At 53.1% G+C, this 20,130-nt stretch carries 13 protein-coding genes; 5 read left to right on the top strand and 8 right to left on the bottom strand.

From position 1 onward, the window contains the following. Nucleotides 1-86: 86 nt before the first annotated feature. Both uvrA and IEY39_RS15420 read left to right on the top strand, forming a co-directional pair. On the top strand, nucleotides 87-2,957 hold the full coding sequence (gene uvrA, locus IEY39_RS15425) for an excinuclease ABC subunit UvrA (protein WP_188933116.1): 2,871 nt from the start codon (nucleotides 87-89) through the stop codon (nucleotides 2,955-2,957). Continuing rightward, complete coding sequence (locus tag IEY39_RS15420; protein ID WP_188933114.1) at nucleotides 2,954-3,502, top strand: 5' nucleotidase, NT5C type; 549 nt, start codon at nucleotides 2,954-2,956, stop codon at nucleotides 3,500-3,502. The genes uvrA and IEY39_RS15420 overlap by 4 nt, the downstream gene beginning before the upstream one ends. A gap of 122 nt (nucleotides 3,503-3,624) precedes the next feature. Here IEY39_RS15420 and IEY39_RS15415 read toward each other — a convergent pair whose 3' ends face one another. The 4 genes from IEY39_RS15415 to IEY39_RS15400 form a co-directional block, all read right to left on the bottom strand. Then, on the bottom strand, nucleotides 3,625-4,056 hold the full coding sequence (locus IEY39_RS15415) for a T9SS type A sorting domain-containing protein (protein WP_188933112.1): 432 nt from the start codon (nucleotides 4,054-4,056) through the stop codon (nucleotides 3,625-3,627). A 108-nt stretch (nucleotides 4,057-4,164) separates the two neighbouring features. Further along, nucleotides 4,165-5,139: a hypothetical protein gene (locus IEY39_RS15410; protein ID WP_188933109.1), complete on the bottom strand. Its 975-nt coding sequence runs from the start codon at nucleotides 5,137-5,139 to the stop codon at nucleotides 4,165-4,167. 154 nt (nucleotides 5,140-5,293) lie between these two features. Beyond that, on the bottom strand, nucleotides 5,294-5,743 hold the full coding sequence (locus IEY39_RS15405; protein ID WP_188933107.1) for a GNAT family N-acetyltransferase: 450 nt from the start codon (nucleotides 5,741-5,743) through the stop codon (nucleotides 5,294-5,296). A gap of 3 nt (nucleotides 5,744-5,746) precedes the next feature. Next, a complete protein-coding gene (locus tag IEY39_RS15400) occupies nucleotides 5,747-7,012 on the bottom strand; it encodes a replication-associated recombination protein A (RefSeq protein ID WP_188933105.1) in 1,266 nt (421 codons plus the stop codon). 60 nt (nucleotides 7,013-7,072) lie between these two features. Here IEY39_RS15400 and IEY39_RS15395 point away from each other — a divergent pair, with 60 nt between their 5' ends. Next, nucleotides 7,073-8,467: a S1C family serine protease gene (locus tag IEY39_RS15395; RefSeq protein ID WP_188933103.1), complete on the top strand. Its 1,395-nt coding sequence runs from the start codon at nucleotides 7,073-7,075 to the stop codon at nucleotides 8,465-8,467. Here IEY39_RS15395 and IEY39_RS15390 read toward each other — a convergent pair. Beyond that, on the bottom strand, nucleotides 8,464-8,964 hold the full coding sequence (locus tag IEY39_RS15390) for a hypothetical protein (RefSeq protein WP_188933101.1): 501 nt from the start codon (nucleotides 8,962-8,964) through the stop codon (nucleotides 8,464-8,466). The genes IEY39_RS15395 and IEY39_RS15390 overlap by 4 nt on opposite strands. Then, a complete protein-coding gene (gene aspS / locus IEY39_RS15385) occupies nucleotides 8,961-10,802 on the bottom strand; it encodes an aspartate--tRNA ligase (protein WP_188933099.1) in 1,842 nt (613 codons plus the stop codon). The genes IEY39_RS15390 and aspS overlap by 4 nt, the downstream gene beginning before the upstream one ends. Before the next feature lie 87 nt (nucleotides 10,803-10,889). On the opposite strand from aspS, the gene IEY39_RS15380 reads away from it, so the two are divergent. Next, nucleotides 10,890-11,741 carry a zinc-dependent peptidase gene (locus tag IEY39_RS15380; protein ID WP_188933097.1) on the top strand — a complete coding sequence of 284 codons (852 nt, stop codon included), beginning with the start codon at nucleotides 10,890-10,892 and terminating at the stop codon, nucleotides 11,739-11,741. Between the two features lie 196 nt (nucleotides 11,742-11,937). Beyond that, nucleotides 11,938-12,801 (top strand): zinc-dependent peptidase, encoded by an 864-nt coding sequence (locus IEY39_RS15375; RefSeq protein WP_188933095.1) that lies wholly within the window; start codon nucleotides 11,938-11,940, stop codon nucleotides 12,799-12,801. Here IEY39_RS15375 and IEY39_RS15370 read toward each other — a convergent pair. Both IEY39_RS15370 and IEY39_RS15365 read right to left on the bottom strand, forming a co-directional pair. Continuing rightward, a complete protein-coding gene (locus tag IEY39_RS15370; protein ID WP_188933093.1) occupies nucleotides 12,787-13,854 on the bottom strand; it encodes an NAD(P)/FAD-dependent oxidoreductase in 1,068 nt (355 codons plus the stop codon). The two genes, IEY39_RS15375 and IEY39_RS15370, sit on opposite strands and share 15 nt — an antisense overlap. After that, the gene (locus tag IEY39_RS15365) at nucleotides 13,854-20,024 is read right to left on the bottom strand and encodes an alpha-2-macroglobulin family protein (protein WP_188933091.1); all 6,171 of its coding nucleotides are present in this window, start codon (nucleotides 20,022-20,024) and stop codon (nucleotides 13,854-13,856) included. Before IEY39_RS15365 ends, IEY39_RS15370 begins: the two co-directional genes overlap by 1 nt. Between the last annotated feature and the right edge of the window lie 106 nt (nucleotides 20,025-20,130).

Genomic DNA, 20,130 nt, shown 5'->3' with positions numbered 1-20,130 from the left:
TTGTTACGGGCCGGGGTTAGTCCCCGGCCCAAATTTTTTAGCAAAGTCAACCTTTCTTTCCCCCCGTTGTTCTTACCTTAGCGCCTATGTCCATATCAACGAACACGGACGCCGGCCTGCAACCCGGCGAAGAGAGCATCGAAGTATCCGGAGCCCGGGTACATAACCTGAAGAACATCGACATCCGCATCCCCAGGAATCAGCTGGTGGTTATCACTGGCATCAGCGGCAGCGGCAAATCCTCCCTGGCATTCGATACCATTTATGCCGAAGGTCAGCGCCGGTATATGGAAAGCTTCGGCGCCTATGCGCGGCAGTTTATCGGTGATATGGAGCGGCCCGACGTCGACAAGATCACCGGCCTCAGTCCCGTCATCTCCATCGAACAAAAGACCACCAATAAAAATCCCCGTAGCACGGTCGGCACTGTCACCGAGATCTACGATTTCCTCCGCCTCCTCTACGCCCGCATCGGCGAAGCTTTTTCCTACAACACCGGTAAGAAGATGACGAAATTCAGCGAGGAAGAGATCGTGGACAATATTTTTAAGAAGTTTAAGAATAAGAAGATCTCCATTCTTGCCCCCCTCGTCCGCGGCCGCAAAGGACATTATCGCGAACTGTTCGAGGACATCCGCAAAAAAGGTTTTGTGAAGGTGCGGGTCGACGGCGAAATAAAAGATCTCGCAGCAAAAATGCAGGTCGATCGTTATAAGATCCACGACATCGAAGTCGTTGTCGACCGGCTCGCCGTCACCGAAGACATGCGGGTCCGCCTCGGTCAAAGCATCCAGAAAGCCCTCCAGATGGGGAAGGACCTGCTCTTCCTCCTGCTGAACGATGATAACAAGGTCTTGCAATACAGTAAACAGCTGATGTGTGAAGACACCGGCATCAGCTACGAAGAACCTTCACCCAACAGCTTCTCGTTCAACTCCCCCTACGGGGCCTGCCCCACCTGCAAAGGCCTGGGCTCTGTCTACCAGATAAGCATGGACGCCATCATCCCCGACCCGTCAAAGAGCATCAACGAAGGAGGCATCGTCCCCCTCGGGGAAGAGCGCGAAGCCTATATGTTCCGCCAGGTGCAGGGAATAGCGAAAAAGAATAAGTTCTCCCTCGACATCCCCATAAAGGACATGCCCAAAAAGGCGCTGAACCTCGTGCTATACGGCAACGAATCCGGCGACGCTACCCTGGACGTCGAGTTCGACGAGAATGCCTCTCTCGGGCAGATGTATGCCGCCGACTACGAAGGCATCATCACCGCATTGAAGCGCTGGTTTTCCGCCGGCAGCAACTCGGACGCCCTGCGCGAATGGGTCGAACGCTTTATGGAGCTGAAGACCTGCGACACCTGCGGCGGCACCCGCCTGCGCAAAGAGAGCCTCTGGTTCAGGGTGGGAGAGAAGAACATCGCCGAACTCAGCGCCATGAACCTCAACCGGCTCATCGACTGGTTTGGGGGAGTGGAAAAGAAACTGAACAACAAGCAAAATATCATCGCAAAGGATATCCTCAAGGAGATAAGGGAAAGGCTGCAATTCCTCTCCGATGTGGGTCTCACCTATCTTACCCTCAACCGGCCTTCGCGTACCCTCAGCGGTGGTGAATCCCAGCGCATCCGCCTTGCCACCCAGATAGGCTCCCAGCTGCAGGGCATCACCTATATCCTCGACGAACCGAGCATCGGCCTCCACCAGCGCGACAACCACCGGCTCATCGAGGCGCTGAAGAACCTGCGCGACATCGGCAACAGCGTCCTGGTCGTCGAACACGATAAGGATATCATGCTGGCGGCCGATTATCTCGTGGATATCGGTCCGAAAGCCGGGTTCCACGGTGGACATATTGTAGCCCAGGGGCGCCCTCCGGCCTTACTAAAGCTGAATACTCTAACGGCAGAGTACCTAAATGGTCACCGAAAGATCGAGGTCCCGGCCGAAAGACGAAAGGGCAACGGGAAGTACCTCGAACTGAAGGGCGCCAAAGGCAATAATCTTAAGAATGTGGATGCCAAATTCCCTCTGGGCCGGCTGATCGTAGTCTCCGGCGTCAGCGGCAGCGGGAAATCCACGTTGATCAACGAGACGCTTTACCCCATTCTCAGCAAGCACGCCTATGGAAGCCGCGTCACCCCGCTGGAATTTAAAAGCATCAAGGGGTTGGAGAACATCGACAAGGTGATCGAGATAGATCAATCACCGATTGGCCGCACGCCCAGGAGCAATCCTGCCACCTATTGCGGCTTCTTCACGGATATCCGTACGCTGTTCGCCTCCGTACCGGAAGCAAAGATCAGGGGTTATAATGCGGGCCGGTTCTCTTTCAACGTCAAAAGCGGCCGCTGCGACGTCTGTGAAGGCGGCGGCATGCGCGTCATCGAGATGAACTTCCTGCCGGACGTCTATGTGCACTGCGAAAAATGCAACGGCCGGCGTTACAACCGCGAGACGCTCGAGATCCGCTATAAGGGCAAATCCATCAGTGACGTCCTGGACATGACCGTCGACGAAGCCGTCGAGTTCTTCCAGGCGGTGCCCTACCTTTATCGAAAGATAAAGGTATTACAAGACGTGGGCCTGGGCTATATCACCCTTGGCCAGTCTGCTGTCACCCTCAGCGGTGGTGAAGCTCAGCGCGTCAAACTGGGGACCGAACTAGGGAAGAAGGATACCGGCAAGACCTTTTACATTCTTGACGAGCCGACTACGGGTCTCCACTTCGAGGACATCCGCCACCTGCTCGATGTTCTCAATAAACTGGTAGACCGCGGCAACACCGTGCTCGTCATCGAACATAATCTTGATGTTATTAAGGTCGCTGATCACATTATCGATCTTGGACCCGAGGGCGGCGACGGCGGCGGCAGGATACTCTTCGAAGGCACGCCCGAAGAGCTGATAAAGAACAAAGAAAGTTTCACTGCTACCTTTCTCAAGGACGAATTATTATGAAACGCATCATTATAGACATGGACGAGGTCATCGCCGACCCGATGGGCGAAATGATAGAATGGTATAAAAAGGAATATGGCGCCGAACCCGACAAAACAAAAATGATCGGCTCGTGGGTGATCGGGTTTCCCGAGGAGCATCGGGAGATGATCATGGAAAGGCTAAGATCTCCCGGTTTCTTCCGGCATCTCCCTGTAATGGAGGATAGCGTCGATGTGCTGCGGGAGCTGAACAAGCAGTACGAAGTGTTCATCGTCTCTGCCGCCATGGAATTCCCCAATTCCCTAAAGGACAAATATGACTGGCTGATGGATCACTTCCCTTTCTTCACATGGAAGCAGATAGCCCTCACCGGTAGTAAGGACCTGGTCTTTGGCGATTATATGATCGACGACCATGTAAAAAACCTAAAGGGCTTCAAAGGGAAGCCCTATCTCTTTACTTCTCCGCATAACCTCACCGTGACAGGTTACGATCGGATCAACAACTGGAAGGAGGCCGCGGATATTTTTCTGAAGCATCCAATAAGCGGTAGCAGGGAGTGATTAATAAAATCTTTGTTTGTAAAGGGTACCTAAATAGGGAACGGATCAGGTTTTACTTAACCTTCGGATATTCGGATTTTACCAATTTCCCTGCTTGCTTATTGGTTAGACATTGCCGAGGATTACCTCACCGTCAACTGCCCATTCTCAATACGCTCGTCATCGGTGAAAACCTCGAAAAGGAAGTTGCCTTCTGAAATATTTGTAAGCACCGTGGTCTCACGGCTGCGGATGCGGGTCTGACTTACCAGCCGGCCGTCCATGTCGAAAAGGAACAGCTGGTAAACCCTGCCGTCCTCGCCACTGGCGGAAAAGAACAATACCTGCTGCCTGGCATCAGGATATAGCTTGATCTTATGTTTTTTGCTGGTTTGAGCTTTGCTCACCTGGATACTGTGGATAGTATCGTAACCCGGATAAGAAAAATGCCTCCCGGCTGCTCCATGGGCGCCGGTGGCAAAAGCGGGGTTTTGTACGCCAAGCGCCAGTCCGATGATGGTCAGGAGGGCGCCCGGAGAGGGGAAAGTTTTCTTTAGGGGTACAGTTTGGGCCATAATGATTTCAATAAATGAGAAATAGGGTACGGATTAAAGAAACAACTTAAAACAACGATCAAAAAACAACTATTGAGTACGATCAACAACTAAATGCCATTTTTGAATTTAGAACCTCAGCAACGGACAGTGGGTGGAATTCCTCCAGCGCTGTGCGCTACCACCGCCGAGACGGATACCGAGTTTGAACTGAGCCGTAAAATAGGCGTCGTTATTCCCGGGATTGCCGCGGATAGAACCGGTCTTGTAATTCGGATTGCTATATCCGCCGACAGCCTTATTGGACATGGCAGCCGCGATAGGCGCCAGCTGCGGTGAAAGGTATTTATAGAACAAGGCCGGGTCGATATACCTGTCATGCACATCATCGATATAGTCCGTAAAGGTCTTCCGGTGCACGATCTCGAAGGACAGGTTCACGTTCTCGGAAAGAAAGAACTTGACACCAAAGCCCATCGGGATATTCAACTGTGTCAGCTTATAGGGCTTGCTGTTAGGATACTCGGGGAAGCCTTCACCCTCCGTATGCAGTTCGGGCAGAGAAACCCACTCCGTTGCACCCGTGTTGGGGTCCCTGTAGCTGCCGTATGGATGGAAGTGGAAGACACCCAGGCCGATGACCCCATAAGGGCGCAAACGGGCGAAAACATCATCCGGATCATCCTCCAGGAAAACGGTAGGATAAACTTCTGCCATCACTGTTCCTTCGACTATTTTACTTTGAAAATCCAGGTTACGATCGAGCCGGCTCACTTCGTCGCCGCCCTTGGGCTTGATGGATGCATCGAAGCCTTCGATGGCGCCATAATTAAAAGAGAGACGAAAACCCAGCCACTGTTGAGGATAAACTGCGGCATACGCGCCTACAGCCAGCTTGGTAGTGTTCCAGTTCCAGTCCTTGATGAAGGTGGTGCCCACCCCTGCGTGACCACCCAGGTCACCCAAGAAGACCATAGGCCCCATCGTCACACCTATCTCTGTATTATTTTTCTCATCTTCCTGGCTGTAAGCAGAAGCAGATAGGCATAAGGTAGCGGCGACAAACAAACACTTCCAAGATAAGGAGTGTAAACTCTGTTTCATTGATATTAGATTTAGTTTTCCGATGGTTTGGATTCCTCCCTATCAATCTGATTGAAAAGGGGGTCGCATGTAAGAAACGAAAAAAGGAAAGCAAATTGTGTACGTATATGTAACTATTTTATCCACAAAGGACTTTCCAAAAAAAGGAATAACATTAATGACTGGATAACAACATCTCTATGTGTTCGATTCCATCTTCGAGATATATTTCCCCTTTTTGGACAAAGCCAAATGATTCATAAAATCTTTTTAAGTAGTATTGAGCACCTATCCGAATATTGCGTTTTCCATGTAGCGTATATAACTGGTCGATGCTTTTTATCAGCAACTCTCTGCCGACACCGGCGCCTCTTGCAGCAGGGGATGTTACGATTCTCCCTATCGAAGATTCCACATAGGAAATTCCCGCGGGTACGATACGGGAATATCCGGCAAGCAGATCGCCTCTCCACCCCATTACATGATGACAGTGCATATCTTTATTATCCATGTCGAGAAAAACACAGTTCTGCTCGACGACGAATACTTCGCTGCGCAGCCGCAGAATGGCATACAACTCTTCCGTTGTCAGCTGATCGAAATACTTACAGGTCCAGTTTGTCATATATTAATATCCATATTTTTCACCCCATAGGCCCTTCAGGAATTTGCGCAGCTCTTCTTCCCTTGCATTCTTCCCCGGCACATAAAAGGGAGTGCCTGCAATTTCCTTCGGCAGGTATTCTTGTAGAGAAAAATTACCCTCATAGCTATGGCTGTATTCATAGCCTTTGCCATAATCTAAATTCTTCATCAGCCTTGTGGGGGCATTGCGGATATGCAACGGCACGGGCAGATCACCGTGAGTGCTCACCGCAGACTGTGCAGCGCCGATCGCTACGGTTGCCGAATTGCTTTTTGGCGATGACGCCAGATAGATGGCGCACTGCGATAAGATGAGGTTGGACTCGGGGTATCCTATCTTGTTGACGGCTTCAAAACAGGCATTGGCCAGCAGCAGGGCATTCGGATTCGCATTCCCGATGTCCTCGCTGGCGAGGATCAGCATCCGCCGCGCGATGAATTTGACGTCTTCGCCGCCTTCGATCATGCGGGCCAGCCAGTAAACCGCCGCATTGGGATCGCTCCCCCGGATGCATTTTATAAAGGCCGAAATAATATCATAATGCTGGTCGCCTTTCTTGTCATATAGGGCTACCCGCTGTTGTGCGATCTCCATCACCAGGGCATCGGTGACCACGGCGCCCTTGCCGGCTGCATCACAGACTACTTCGAGCAGGTTGAGTAGCTTCCGCGCATCCCCGCCGGAGATATTGATCAGGGCGCTTCTTTCTTTCAGTTCGATACCCGACTCCCGGAGCCAGGGATCATCCCGGAAGGCATTATCGATGAGTATTCCCAGGTCTTCATCGGTCAGTGGTTTTAAGATATAGACCTGGCAGCGGCTTAGCAAGGCGCTGTTGACTTCAAAGGAAGGATTCTCGGTAGTGGCGCCGATGAGGGTCACCACCCCCTTCTCCACTGCACCCAGCAGGGCATCCTGCTGGCCTTTATTAAACCGGTGGATCTCGTCGATAAAGAGAATAGCCCGCTCTTTTTCCCGGGCTTCGGCGATGACTTCCCGCACCTCCTTAACACCCGCAGAGATGGCGCTAAGCGTATAAAAAGGCACTGCCAGGGTATTGGCGATGATCCCGGCAATAGTGGTCTTGCCCGTTCCGGGCGGGCCCCAAAGGATCATGGAGGGCGGCTTTCCATGCTCGATGGCTGTCCGCAATACACTTTTTTTGCCGGTGAGGTGCTGCTGACCGACCAGTTGATCCAGCGTTTGCGGACGGAGCCGCTCTGCCAGCGGGGCCTGTTGGGATACCATAACAAAATTTAAACAACAATAGTACAACAAGTTATCCTTTTTTATGTTCTATAGGGAGCTATGACGCCATCCCGTTTGCCATTGATCCTTTCTCTTTTCACCCTTCTCCTGGCAACCGTCCATTGCCTCGCTGCCGGTGAGGACCCCAAGATGTCAGGCGTGGAGAATTATGCCCTCAACCGGCCGGGAGTCGTCATGATCCGCACAGAATACACTGCCAGCGTCTATGTCAACAGCATGAAAATGGATAACAAGGCCTTCAATACCTTGCTGGATTCCATTCAAAACCTGGACCATGGAGGCGGCGTTCCCCCCGAACAAAAGCTGGATATCGTCCTGCGGGAGATGAACAATTATCCCGCCCGGTTTTTCCAGACCACCTTTGATTATATAAAGCAACCCGAACAGATCACCTCCATCGGCACCGGCTTCTTCATCACCGGCGACGGTTATGTAGCCACCAATTGCCACCTCATCGACCGGGAAGATGCCTTCATCCGGCGGCAATTTATCCTTTCGGCATTCCGGCAGATAACAGAGGCCTCCATCGCCGCCCTCGAATCTTCCTGGGCCACCCACTTCAACGAGCAACAGCGCAGCCTCCTGTACAACACCTATGCTTCCGTCTACTCCCGCCTCTTCTCCATGATCCTTTACGATCTGAAGAAGAACATCTACGTAGTCTATCGAAGCGATAGCGGCAACCAGCACAGCGACACAATAAAAAGGCTCGCCGACATCGTCATCAAAGGCCAGCCGATGCCGGGTAAGGATATCGCGATCCTGAAGATCGCCGCAACCGAGGAAATGCCCGTACTGAGCCTCGCCCACGGCGACCTGCCCAATGTCGGCGAACAACTCTTTGTCTACGGCTATCCGGGACCCGTCACCAACAATGATTTCGTCTCCGCCGCCTCGGCCATCGAACCGACCCTTACCACCGGCATCGTCAGCGCGATAAAAAAGTCGGTTGGCGGCTGGCCCCTGGTGCAGATGGATGCCAATATCAACCACGGCAGCAGTGGAGGACCTGTCTGTAATGAAAGAGGGGAAGTAGTAGGGCTCACCACCTTTGGCAGCCTGGAGAGCAACGGCGGCCTGGCTGCAGGGCTCAATTTCGCCGTACCCGTCACCATACTTGACGAATACCTGGACAGCGCCGGCATCACCGCCTCACCGGGCACCGCCACCCGTCGCTTCGCCCGGGCGCTGGACTCATACAGCCAGCACCAATACCGGACAGCCTTGAAACAGTTTGAAACAGTCCTGCGGTTGAACAGCCACTACCCCGGCATCTATACTTATATTGCCGATTGCCGGGAGAACATAAAGGTTGGGAATGACCAGGCAGCCGGTGGAGTGGTGAATGTCCTTATCATCGGCGCCTTGCTGCTGCTGCTCGTGGGTGGGGTCGCTGCCCTGGTAATCCGCCGCTCGAACGGTCAACGGGCCTAGGAAGCGTCGCTTTGATGCACTAAGTAATACCACCGGAGAAGCCGCAGGTTCAGCACCACATTGACGATGACAGCCAACCCCAATAACAGCCCGATGATCCCACCCGTCCGCATGCTGCTCACCGTCGCAGTAGACATATTCAACCACTTCACCTGCGAAAAAGCTTCTTTGGAAAGTTCGAGCATCTCCTTTGGATTCCGGATGTTGCCGATGCTGTTGGTGATCGTCATAATGCCAAAGAAAAGGGCCACAAATCCTACAAACCGGATACCCACCGGCGTTTGACTGCTCAGCTTGATGTTGGGGCGGCGGATGCTCTTGTGCAGCTGAAGGGCCGCATAACAGTTAAGCGGAATGGCGCAGAAAAGAACCGCAAAGATCATCAATGGGATATATCCTACCGCCAGCGACCCCAACAGCATCAGGGCCGCGAAGAATCCCCACACGATGATGTTAAACCAGCTGAGTATCGATGCGAATCTTAGTGTTGTTTTCATAAACTATCCCTCCCACTGGTATCTAATTGAATGGACAACTCTTTCAATTGCTTCTCATCGATCGTGCTTGGCGCGTCCAGCATCACATCCCTTCCGCTGTTGTTCTTCGGGAAGGCAATAAAATCCCGGATGCTCTCGCTGCCGCCAAGGATGGCGCACAACCGGTCGAAACCAAAGGCAATACCCCCATGCGGCGGCGCACCATATTCGAAAGCGCCAAGCAGGAAGCCAAACTTATGCAGGGCCTCTTCCTGGGTCATCCCCAGGGCGGCAAACATCTTCTCCTGCAGTTCGCGCTGGTAGATGCGGATAGACCCCCCGCCGATCTCATTCCCGTTGAGCACCATGTCATAGGCGTTGGCTTTGATATGATTATAGGGGTGTTCCAGGTATTTCTCCGGGTTCTCTATAAGGGGGCTGTTGGCAATCATCACTTCGACGTCGGATGGTTTTGGTGAAGTGAAGGGGTGGTGACGGGCCACCCAGCGATTCTCTTCCTCGGCATACTCAAATAATGGGAAATCCAGCACCCATAAGAGTTTGAATTCATCTTCCCGGCGAAGCCCTAAACGCCTGCCCATCTCCAGCCGAAGCTCGCTCATCGCCTTGCGCGTCCGCTCTTCCCTGCCGGCCAGCACAAGGATCAGGTCGCCGGGTTTGGCTTCTGCCGCCGCAGCGATGGCTTTTAATTTCTCTTCATTATAAAACTTATCGACACTGCTCTTCAGCGTACCGTCGGTGTTGTATTTGATATACACCAATCCCTGCATCCCGATCTGCGGCCGCTTTATCCATTCCGTCAGCTCGTCGGTCTGCTTACGGGTATATTCGCTGCAACCCGGCACCGCGATGGCCAGCACCGTCTCCGCATTGTCAAATACGCCAAAACCCGCGCCATTTATCAGTTCTCCCTTCGCAACGATGACTCCGCCCTTGGTAAAGGCCGATTTCAGGTTCAGCAGTTTCATTCCAAACCGGATGTCGGGCTTGTCATTGCCGTATTGCCACATGGCTTCTTCCCAGGTGATCCGCTGAAGAACGTCGGTGTAATCGATGTTCTTCACCGTTTTGAAGATATATTTCACCATCCCTTCAAACATCGAAAGGATGTCTTCCTGTTCGACAAAGCTCATCTCACAGTCTATCTGGGTGAATTCGGGCTGCCGGTCGGCACGCAGGTCTTCATCACGAAAACATTTGACTATCTGATAGTATCGGTCATAACCGCTTACCATCAATAGTTGTTTGAACGTCTGCGGCGACTGGGGAAGGGCATAGAACTGGCCCGGGTTCATCCGCGAGGGAACGACGAAATCACGTGCCCCCTCCGGCGTCGACTTGATCAGGAAGGGCGTCTCCAGGTCCATAAAATGATTTTCATGCAGATAGTTGCGGGCTGCCCGGTTGACGGCATAACGCAATTCCAGGTTCTTCCGCACGGCCGGCCGGCGCAGGTCGAGAAACCGGTACTTCATCCGCAGATCGTCTCCCCCATCCGTATCGTCCTGGATGGTAAAAGGCGGAGTGACGGCCTTATTCAGAATAGTAAAGGATTGGACAGTGATCTCGATATCCCCCGTAGGCAACTGCGGGTTCTTGCTGGTCCGCCCGGTGACTTCCCCCTTCACCTGCACGACGAACTCTCTGCCCAGCGGATTATCCGCCAGCGCTTTGTTCAAACTTTCACCAAACAATAGTTGGGTGATGCCATAGCGGTCCCGAAGGTCGATGAAAGTGATACTACCAAATTTCCGAAGGGTCTGTACCCAGCCCGCAAGGGTTACAGTCTGGCCGATCTGCGCGCTTCTTAATTCTCCACAGGTATGAGTCCGATACATGCCGTGCTTTTTTGAGCGGCAAAGGTATTGTAAAAACCGCGCATATCCCACCCTTTGCCATTGCGGGAAAAATCGGTAACTTACCCCATGCCCCTCGATGCTTTCTATATGGCCGTTATCCTGATCCTCGCTGCCCTGCTGGTATGGGGGTGCCGCCTCTTCCTCGCCCGGATGAGGAAAAAAAGGCTCAGTCGCGTCTATGAAGCCAAACACAAGGATTACGACAGCCTGCTCGCCCGCTATAATCCGTACTACCGAAGCCTCAGCAGGACGGGCAGGGAGCGCTTTCTAAAACGGGTTCTTCGCTTTATGGAAGCAAAAAAATTTGAATATATCGACATGGAGCCGGAAGAAAGAATGCCCCTGCTGATCAGCGCCGCCGCCGTACAGCTCACCTTCGGTTTGCAACACTACCGCCTCGACTACTTCCGGACTATCCATATCTTAAAGGACAAATATCGCTTCGGCCTTTATAACATGCCTTTCGAAGGACACGTCAGCGAAGACGGTATCTACCTTTCCTGGAATCACTTTATCCGGGAATTCGCCGATTATGGGGATGGCCAGAATGTCGGGTTGCACGAAATGGCCCATGCGCTCACTTATGTCAATTTTACGGTGCAGGACGGCCGTGACAACACCTTCCACGACCATTTCACCGAGTTTTCCGCCGTCGCCCGCCCCATTTTCGAACGGATGCAGGCCGGTGAAACCAACATGCTCGATCCCTATGCCGCCACCAACTACCAGGAATTCTGGGCCGTCTGCATCGAGACCTTTTTCGAACGCCCCACTCCCTTCAAACGGCAAATGCCCGAACTCTACTTTTCACTCTGTTCGCTGTTGAACCAGGATCCGCTGACCCCTCATAAGGTTTTGAATATTAATATGATGTCGTCCGGCGACGCAAATGACCCCGTGGCCCGCACCGCTTCCTGAGCCGAAATCTTTTCACAAGGTTTCTCTTTTTCAGGAATTCTTTATATTTTGTCAAACAACCGTACGATTCATTCCTCTTGATTAAACCCACCTACAGGTTTTCCACTCTAATCTGAAAGCCTTAGTTCCGTATCCATAGCCAATGTAAGACCTGGTTTATTTTAACTTTTCTTAAGACTTCAAAGAAATGAACCTTATGGAACTCATTGTAATCTTTTCATTGGTGCTGGGGATTCTCCTTCTAAATCGTCCGGTGACAGTGCTTGTGCAACGTCTATACACAAAACATCAGTTCAAACGGTTCATCGCAAAGGAGACTTTCTATCACAGTGTCGTCGCGCGCCATTTCCGGTACTACAACCGGCTGGGGCTCGAAGAACAGCGTAAATTCCTTTTTCGCACCTGGCTCTTCCAGCATTCCAAGAACTTCCATTATATAGAAGTAGAACAATCGGCCGAAATGCCGATCCTGGTCAGCGCCGCCGCGATCCAACTCACGTTTGGCCTGGAGAAATTCAAACTCAACTATTTCGATGATATCTTCATCCTGCGGGACGACTACCACTATGGATTCTATTCCCGGCCGTTTATGGGCCATGTAGACCAGACCGGTATCTATCTTTCCTGGGATAATTTTATGCGTGGCATCACCGGCCAGACCGCCAATTGCAATGTAGGGCTGCATGAAATGGCTCACGCACTGGCCTATGTCAATTATATCACTCAGACCGAAGAAGATAAACACTTCAAAAAGGAATTTCCCGGCTTTTCGAAAGTGGCCCGCCCCATCTTCACCTCTATGCAGGGCGAAAACGGGGCAAAGAATCTCCTGGGAGACTATGCCGCCACCAACTATCATGAATTTTGGGCAGTAGCCGTGGAAGTGTTCTTCGAAAGCGCCGTGCAGATGCGCCACGAACTTCCCGAACTGTATAAGGCCATGGTCCGGCTGCTCAACCAGGATCCCCTGAGTTGCCTCACCGGTAGTACGACAATCATCGTCCGTACTGAACCGGCCGTGCAAAAGACGCCTGCTCTCAGCAATTCAATGCCTGCTTAAAACCCTTGTAAACCGCTTAACATCGGCATCCACCCGGATGGGGCTGCCGGTCGAAATAAACCGTACCAACTCATGAGCAAAGTAAGGAGCCAGCGAACATCCCTTCGTTCCCATTCCATTCAGTATTCCGACGGCCGTATGTACAGGATGAAATCCTACGAACGGTCGCCTCTCCAACGTCGCCGGTCGCACCGAAGCCAGGTGCTCAACCGTTCGAAACGGCTGTTTCAGCCATTCCCGCAACGCCGCTTCCGTCCGCTGCCGGAATTCCTCCGTCGGCTGGGCATGCTCAAACGACCACTCATAAGAAGAACCCACCCAGTATAGATCATCGCGCCACGGCACGAGGCTGATGCCTTTTTTGAATACTGTCCGTTGCCGCTGAAACTCCGGGATCTCCACGATCAGCGCCTCGCCCTTATTGGGCGCAAAGGGCAACCGTGAAAAATAGGGGTTGCTGAAACTGGCAACCCCATCGCAAAAGATGATCCTCCGGGCTTCGATATCGCGGTACCGTATCTGTGTATCTGCCACCTCCAATTCTCCTGCTTCAAATCTTTCCTCCCATAGCAGATGCTGCTCTTTCATCTGCCGCCGGACGGCCGCCAGCAATCCCGGGAGGTCGACAAGATAACAGGACTCGATCAACCCATAGCCAAATGTATAATGAAACCGCCCGAGCAGATCGTATTCATCTGCCGGCAGCCGCAGGTATGGTCCTCCTTCTTCCAGTCGATTCAAAAAAGCAAGCCGCATCTGCGCCGTTGGAAACAGATCGGCCACCACCACCGGCTCGAGGAAGGTTGAACCCAACACTCCGGCCAGGCGCTGATAGGCGTCTACCGCAAAAGCCAGCAGCTGATCGATCATCCAGGTGGTGACCAGACGTCGTCCCGTCACCGGGTTGATGAGTCCCGCCGCCACCCGGGAAGCCGTAAAGGGCAGGGCTTCGTCGATGACGATATGGGACACCCCGGCCTTTTCCAGTTCGAGGTGAAGAAAACTGCCGCAGATGCCCTGGCCGATGATCAATATCTCTACCTGCCTTCTCATTAGCGTGTGCCCTCCACGGTGACCCTGATACCTTCGCTGTGAAAAGAGAACTCTGGTGCATACATACATTCGATGCTGGTGACCCCATTGCTGAAATTCCCTGCCTGACCCGTGAATAAAGGATATTCGAAAACATGCGTCCCTCTCGGCATATAACCAAAGAAGAAATCTGTGCTGGCGTCTTTCGTGCTCTCATAATACCCAAGCCCGTCCTGCCATTTATACTGGCTGATCACATTCACCGGCTCGAAGCAGGCGCCCCGCATGTCCTTCATGTGGACATATTCCAGATCACGGTCACAGCGGACGACGATGCGGACTACCACTTTATCCCCCGGCTTCAGCGTTGCATTGCCGGCGAGAGGCTCCAACACCGGTCCACGGTCGGTATTCCGCGACAGGAAAAGTTTCTTCTCGAGACTCAGCGCCGACTTGTTCTGCCCTGGCGGTGTGATCTTATCGAGCATATCGAAATATTGCCAATACACCGCGCCCCAGGCTGGCGAGCTGCCCGCTTTTGCACCCCCACTGGCACCCGAGGCCGGTAGAGTCTGCATTTTCACCGTGATATTTCCCATCGACGGGTTGACAAAGGCGCCGTCGAACACTTTTTTATAATATCCTGTTCCGGCCTCCCCTTTGCTCAATTCCACCTTCTTATCCCCGAGGGAAATATCCACATCCCGCGCTGCATTCAGCCAGTCCTGGCCACCCAGCAGCAGGGCATAACAAGCATCCGCAGTCGCTTTTGTCGTTGCCCAATTGTGTGTCTGCTTTTGCCGCAATAGCCAGGTCTTCAGATCGCGGTCGATGGCCGCATCCCCGCCGATCTCCCGAAAGGCTTCGATAAGCAGGGATTGGGTCTCTACCGGCGCCTGGTACCAATAATATCCTCCTTCCATGCCTTTCCAGTACATCCCTTTTTCCTCGTCGTGGATGGCATTCTGTTTCAATGATGCCAGGATATCGCGGGCCGTCTGTACATCCCCGGTGCGGAATAGCGCAAGGGCTATCATACCCTGGGCGTATTTGCTTTCTTCGAGCCAGTGCTGTTGCGCCTTCTTGCGGAAATAGCTGACAGCCGGCAATACATCCCCCGGGATGCCATAGTCGTTGAACATACTCCGCATATACAGGTATTGTATGGCCAGCATGGAGGGGCCTCCCACACCCAGCGGCCGCGCCCCGGTCTTCGCACCCCGGTCTTCCGCGGCTTTCGCCTCCTTGTACTCTTCTTTCAGCTGTGCGTCGATCCAGGGCAGCGCCGCCGACACGATCGTCTTCATGTTCCCTGCAAGCGCCGGCGGGACGGCCTTCAACTGCTGCAAATGCCCGATGCCGGTGATGATATATTGTGTTATATACCGATCGTCAACCCCGCCCTTGAACCAGGGGAACCCGCCACTCGCGGACTGCATGCTGCTCAGCTGGTCCAGCACCGACTGCAGCTCCCTGCTCATCCTGTCCAGATCGAACAGCAGCGCGATGTTCTTCTTTTGCTGTGCTTCTGTCTTACCTTCCAACACCCAGGGGGTCTCTTCGAGCAGCACACTCTTCAGTTCGGGATTTTTCTGCAGGTTGCTGAGCAAAGCCGCCGTGTCGGCCGTCCGCCATTGGTCGAACACCTGCCGCAGCCGCGGGTTGTTCCCCGCGATGGTGGTGGCCAGCGCATTGGCGTAAGCCCTGTTGAACAGCTGCTCCGCGCATTCATGTGGATATTCCATCAGGTAGGGCAGGGACTGAACGGCATACCAGACGGGATTGGCGGTAAACTCCACCGTCAACGCATGGTGGTTCAGGGTCTCGCTGCTCCCGCTCTTCAGCAGCTTGTCGAACGTGAAATGCCGGACGCCGTCGCCGGGCATGTTCAACGGCAGGCTCTCCGTCACCAGCATCCGGTTACTCACCACGGGTAACGTGGCTTCTTCGCCATCGCTGAAGTTGCCGGCCTGCGCCGTCACGCGATAGGTGAGGGGCCGATTGTACTGATACGGGATGTCCAGCGGGAAGCCGACGACGACGCTCTGGTGTGGTGCTACCGTAAAGTATTGGTTGGCCTGCCGGTTGGTGAACCAGCCATCGGCCGTTTGGCCCGTCGTAGGGTCGGTGAGCTGCAGCTGCATCTGCCCCGTCAGTTCCGAATCGGTGAGGTTGACTACTTTCACCGGCAGCTCCATCCGGTCGCCTTCCCGCAGGAAACGCGGCGTATTCGGCTGCACCATCAGCTGCTTCTGCGTCACCACCGTCTTCTCCGAATAACCAAAGGCCAGGTCGCGCGTATGCGCCAGCGTCATCCACTTCCAGCTCGTCGTCGCCTCGGGCATCGTAAAGGAGAAGGTGACGTTGCCCGCGCTGTCGGTCCGCAGATCGGGGAAGAAAAAGGCCGTCTCGCGGAAGTCCTTGCGGGCCTGCACGACCGGTGCGGCCATGGCGCTCCCTTCCGGCTCAGCCATCCTTGCAGTGTCCGCCGCAAATACCCTCGATGCTTTCATATCATCCCTGAAGGACCCATCCATGTATTGGGGTTGTTCAGCCTTAGTATATTCGATCTTCATGTCAGCAGCAGGGGCAGGCGCCCTCATCACGCCTTCAAACAACACCCTGCCTCCCCTGACATACCTTGTGCGTTGCATACCGACAGACAAAAGTTCGTCGTACATCTTTACATAGCCCGAATAACTTCTTCCCCAGGCATACCGCATTTGCGAGGTCTCACTGGAGAAACAGGTAGTACTCTCCCAGGTGTGGGTTGGCTGATACACCGGATAGAGCGAAGGCGTACTCCATTCGTGCGGCCTGAACTGATCGAGCGAAGCATCATACATCCCCGCCAACACTTCGGCGGCTGCCTTATCTCCATGCTGTCCACTGATGGTGACCCCCCATTTTTCCTCGCTGCCCGGAAGCGTTTTGTCCCGGTACGAACTATAGGTGATGTCCAGTTGCTTGTTGGTCCATGGCACCGTCACCGTGTAGGTGTGGGTATAAACACGATTGTCCTTTACAAACACATCGGCAACGGCGAATCCTCCCCTGTCCTTTTCCGCAACAGGCAGTGCCGTTCGCTTCTTTTCGTTATCGAGGGTAAAATACGTAAACCCTTCATCTCCCCGGTCGACTTTGCGGATGACAAAGACTTTCCCGGCAGTGGACCCCGTCTCCACATGCGCAATACCGCCGGGTTCTACGGTCTCCCCATCGCTCAGCGACCAATTGTATTGCGGTTCAGCTGGCTTGCCCGTCACACCGTCGTACAACGCAACATACCGGTTCACCTTCACCGGCTTCCCATCCTTGTCTTTGGCCTGGGCCTCCATAACATACCAGCCCGGCGCCAACGGCTTGCCGTTGGCGATGAGAAGCGTCTTGCCCGCCGAATCCGTCCCCTCAAAAACCTTACTGGTCCTGGCCCAGTTGTCCGGATTTGTTTCGTCACCATATTGATCATGCGGGAAATTCCGGAGGTATTCTTCTCTCGAAAGAATAAACGTATCGGGCGACTTCCAATAGCTTGACCGCATCAGCCGGTCGGGCGCCCGCAAGGAGTAAATAGCCACCTCGACAACGGCGGGCACTGTCACTCCCGAAAGATTGCTGGCGTGCACCACCAACCGTGTAAGACTATCCGCCGGCAGGTGATCATTCGCCGGCTGGTCAATTGCCAGTTGCAACGATCGATACCCCGCGCGTACAACCGTTGTCCCGCTGCGAGTCTCCCCGCTGATATCCGTCACATCGGCAGACACCGTGTATTCAAATACCGGGTTCGTTTCTTTATCGATGCTCTTGTCGGCGGTGGCAACAAAGCCGATGTTGAACCTGCCGGCTTTATCCGTAGTCGCAGTGCCGTGCGCTACCTCTTGTTCGCCACTCCTTCGAAAAGGCCGCCACCAGCGGTATTGCATCTGGCGAATAACCCGGTATTTTACAACCGCGCCGTCGATCATATTCCCCGCGTATGCCTTGGCATAACCCTCGATGCGGATACTATCACCCACCCGGTAGCTCGCCTTCAGCGTATCATATCCTACGGAGAAGGAGGGCCGCTTGTATTCCTCCACGGAAAATTCGGCGCTTGTGCTGGTAGAATCATCCCGGATGGAGAACATTCCGTTCAAAAGATGCTCCGGTATCCTTAATTGCCCGTGATAAGAACCAAAGTCATTGGTAGTGACTTCCAGCGAATCTACCCTATCGCCATTGACATCGTATAAAAATACCTTGGTCTTGTACCGGGTCAATATTTTGGGTTGATGGCTATCGGCATCCCGGGTGAGGACGATACCCTTGAAATAGAGCGTCTGACCCGGCCGGTAGATCGATCGGTCGGTAAAGAACCAGGTCTGCCGGTGTTGCTTTTCATATTGCTGTTTCCCGACAGTCTGTTCATCTGCCCGCTGCCAGGAAAAGGTATGATAACCATCCTCATCGATAAAAAGATGATCTTTTCCCGCCGTGATCTCATATGAAAAGTTCGACCCGTAGCCTTGCCTATGATCCTTCCGGTCTTGTACCTGGAAAAGACCATGCTCGTCGGTATGATAGCTTTCCTGCCGGGTCGACACAAACCGCCTGCTCTTGTTATCATAGAGATATTTGTACAGCTGGGCGGTGGCGCCTGCCAATGGCTGCCCACTTTCGCGGTCAAGGACGAAATAGTCGCGGTCTGTGTTGACAAAGGAAATGGCCGACACATAAAAATAAACAACGGAGAGGGGCTGTTTGGAATACTTGTCGGTGTTGAATGAAGAGTCCGAACAAGTGATCAGTGCATATTCACCCACCGGCAACGCATCGATCTTCATTTCGGTGCGGTGGGACTGATAATCACCCGTGGCTGGCAGTGCCTGGGAGAAGCTTCGCAACACCGGCATTTGTATCAATCGCTGCCAGAAGGTATCCTGGCTGGTATTCATCCTCAATTGCTGACTGAAGGTGTGACCTACCTGGATGATGCGGCAATACAATTTTGAGATATTCTGCCATTTCACCAGGCTCCGGAAGGGCTGGCCGGACAGATTCACCGTTTCTACTTCCATTTCCAGGCTCTTATTCGACAATTCCTGCAACAAATTGGCACAATTCACCTTCCCTTCGCTGCTATCCTTTTCCTGTATCACTCTTTCACAAATGGCTTTGGCCGCAACCAACTCATAGCGGCCTGCTGTATCCGCCGGCGGATCATAACTTCTTGCCTTAGCGACATGTTGCTGGGCCAGCAGGTACCACGCTTCCGCAGCGGCCGGTTCGGCTCCCCACCTGTCCGTTAGTCTTGTCAGTGCTGCCTCGTAGCGCTCGTCCTTGTCTTCCATCGTGGCAATATTATGGACAAAGTTGAGTCGCTCGATATCTACATCGATCAGCGCGTCCGGCCGGACATCGCCTATATGCAGGCGGATCAGCTGCTGGAAGAGCAGCAACGCATGGTAATGCAGGTCGCTGGTGTCAGGGGTGGTGAACCGGTGTTCTGAGAACGAGACCGCATCGCCAAAAGCGACCGGATCATTTATCTCAAATACATTTTCCGGTTTATCGAGATTCTGCTCGCCGCTGCTGAAATAATCCAACGCCGCATGTGCCAGTACATCGAACAAGGTGGGCCGGAGATAACGAACATTTCCTTTTATAAGCACCGGGTCATAATCGGCCAACTTCACTTGCGTCAATAGCTTTTCTTCCTTGAGCGACGTCCGATACAGCGACCCGATCTTCTGGCGAAAATCATCCGCCGACCAGGTAGTGACATCGTCCTTTCGGAAACCAACGGTAGCAGTACGGTTATACAGCTTATAGCGATTCGCCTGGTAATAATTCCAATAGGCACCAGCAGTGATATTTTGCAGAATGGCTTTCGCTGGTTGCCCCGCCTCTTCTATCGATCTTTCCAATGCTGCGAAAGCCGCCGGCTCTGCATCCTCGGATCTTTTCCCGGCGAGGGTGAGCCGATAGACCAGCGCTTTTATTTGTTGCGCATCGTTGTGCTCTTTTACCGCTAATGTATAGATGCGGTTCACCTCCGCCAATGCAGATTCGGTAAGCCCTTTTTGGGTGCTAAGCGAATCGACAACTTTCCATTTACGGTTATAGACGGAAGGCGGTGTTTGGGCGGAAAGGTGTAGAACGGAAAACAAAAAGCAGGAGAAGGATAGGATATACCTGATTGGCTTCATAGCGAAAGCTTTTTTAAAGATACTTTTTTAATTGGTTTGCATGCTCCTTTGTAAGATGCGAACAGCGAATCCATTACATACGGTAAAATCCTTTTAACAAGGTTAT

Origin of the sequence: Puia dinghuensis, from assembly GCF_014642875.1 — a bacterium.
GTDB lineage: Bacteria > Bacteroidota > Bacteroidia > Chitinophagales > Chitinophagaceae > Puia > Puia dinghuensis.
This window is presented reverse-complemented; position numbering and strand designations above follow the sequence as displayed.

Coding starts and splice junctions, on each gene's coding strand:
- IEY39_RS15420 (WP_188933114.1), top strand. CDS start 2,954: ATGAAACGCATCATTATAGACATGGACGAGGTCATCGCCGACCCGATG.
- IEY39_RS15400 (WP_188933105.1), bottom strand. CDS start 7,012: ATGGTATCCCAACAGGCCCCGCTGGCAGAGCGGCTCCGTCCGCAAACG.
- IEY39_RS15370 (WP_188933093.1), bottom strand. CDS start 13,854: ATGAGAAGGCAGGTAGAGATATTGATCATCGGCCAGGGCATCTGCGGC.
- IEY39_RS15410 (WP_188933109.1), bottom strand. CDS start 5,139: ATGAAACAGAGTTTACACTCCTTATCTTGGAAGTGTTTGTTTGTCGCC.
- IEY39_RS15380 (WP_188933097.1), top strand. CDS start 10,890: ATGCCCCTCGATGCTTTCTATATGGCCGTTATCCTGATCCTCGCTGCC.
- IEY39_RS15405 (WP_188933107.1), bottom strand. CDS start 5,743: ATGACAAACTGGACCTGTAAGTATTTCGATCAGCTGACAACGGAAGAG.
- aspS (WP_188933099.1), bottom strand. CDS start 10,802: ATGTATCGGACTCATACCTGTGGAGAATTAAGAAGCGCGCAGATCGGC.
- IEY39_RS15415 (WP_188933112.1), bottom strand. CDS start 4,056: ATGGCCCAAACTGTACCCCTAAAGAAAACTTTCCCCTCTCCGGGCGCC.
- uvrA (WP_188933116.1), top strand. CDS start 87: ATGTCCATATCAACGAACACGGACGCCGGCCTGCAACCCGGCGAAGAG.
- IEY39_RS15375 (WP_188933095.1), top strand. CDS start 11,938: ATGGAACTCATTGTAATCTTTTCATTGGTGCTGGGGATTCTCCTTCTA.
- IEY39_RS15390 (WP_188933101.1), bottom strand. CDS start 8,964: ATGAAAACAACACTAAGATTCGCATCGATACTCAGCTGGTTTAACATC.
- IEY39_RS15395 (WP_188933103.1), top strand. CDS start 7,073: ATGACGCCATCCCGTTTGCCATTGATCCTTTCTCTTTTCACCCTTCTC.
- IEY39_RS15365 (WP_188933091.1), bottom strand. CDS start 20,024: ATGAAGCCAATCAGGTATATCCTATCCTTCTCCTGCTTTTTGTTTTCC.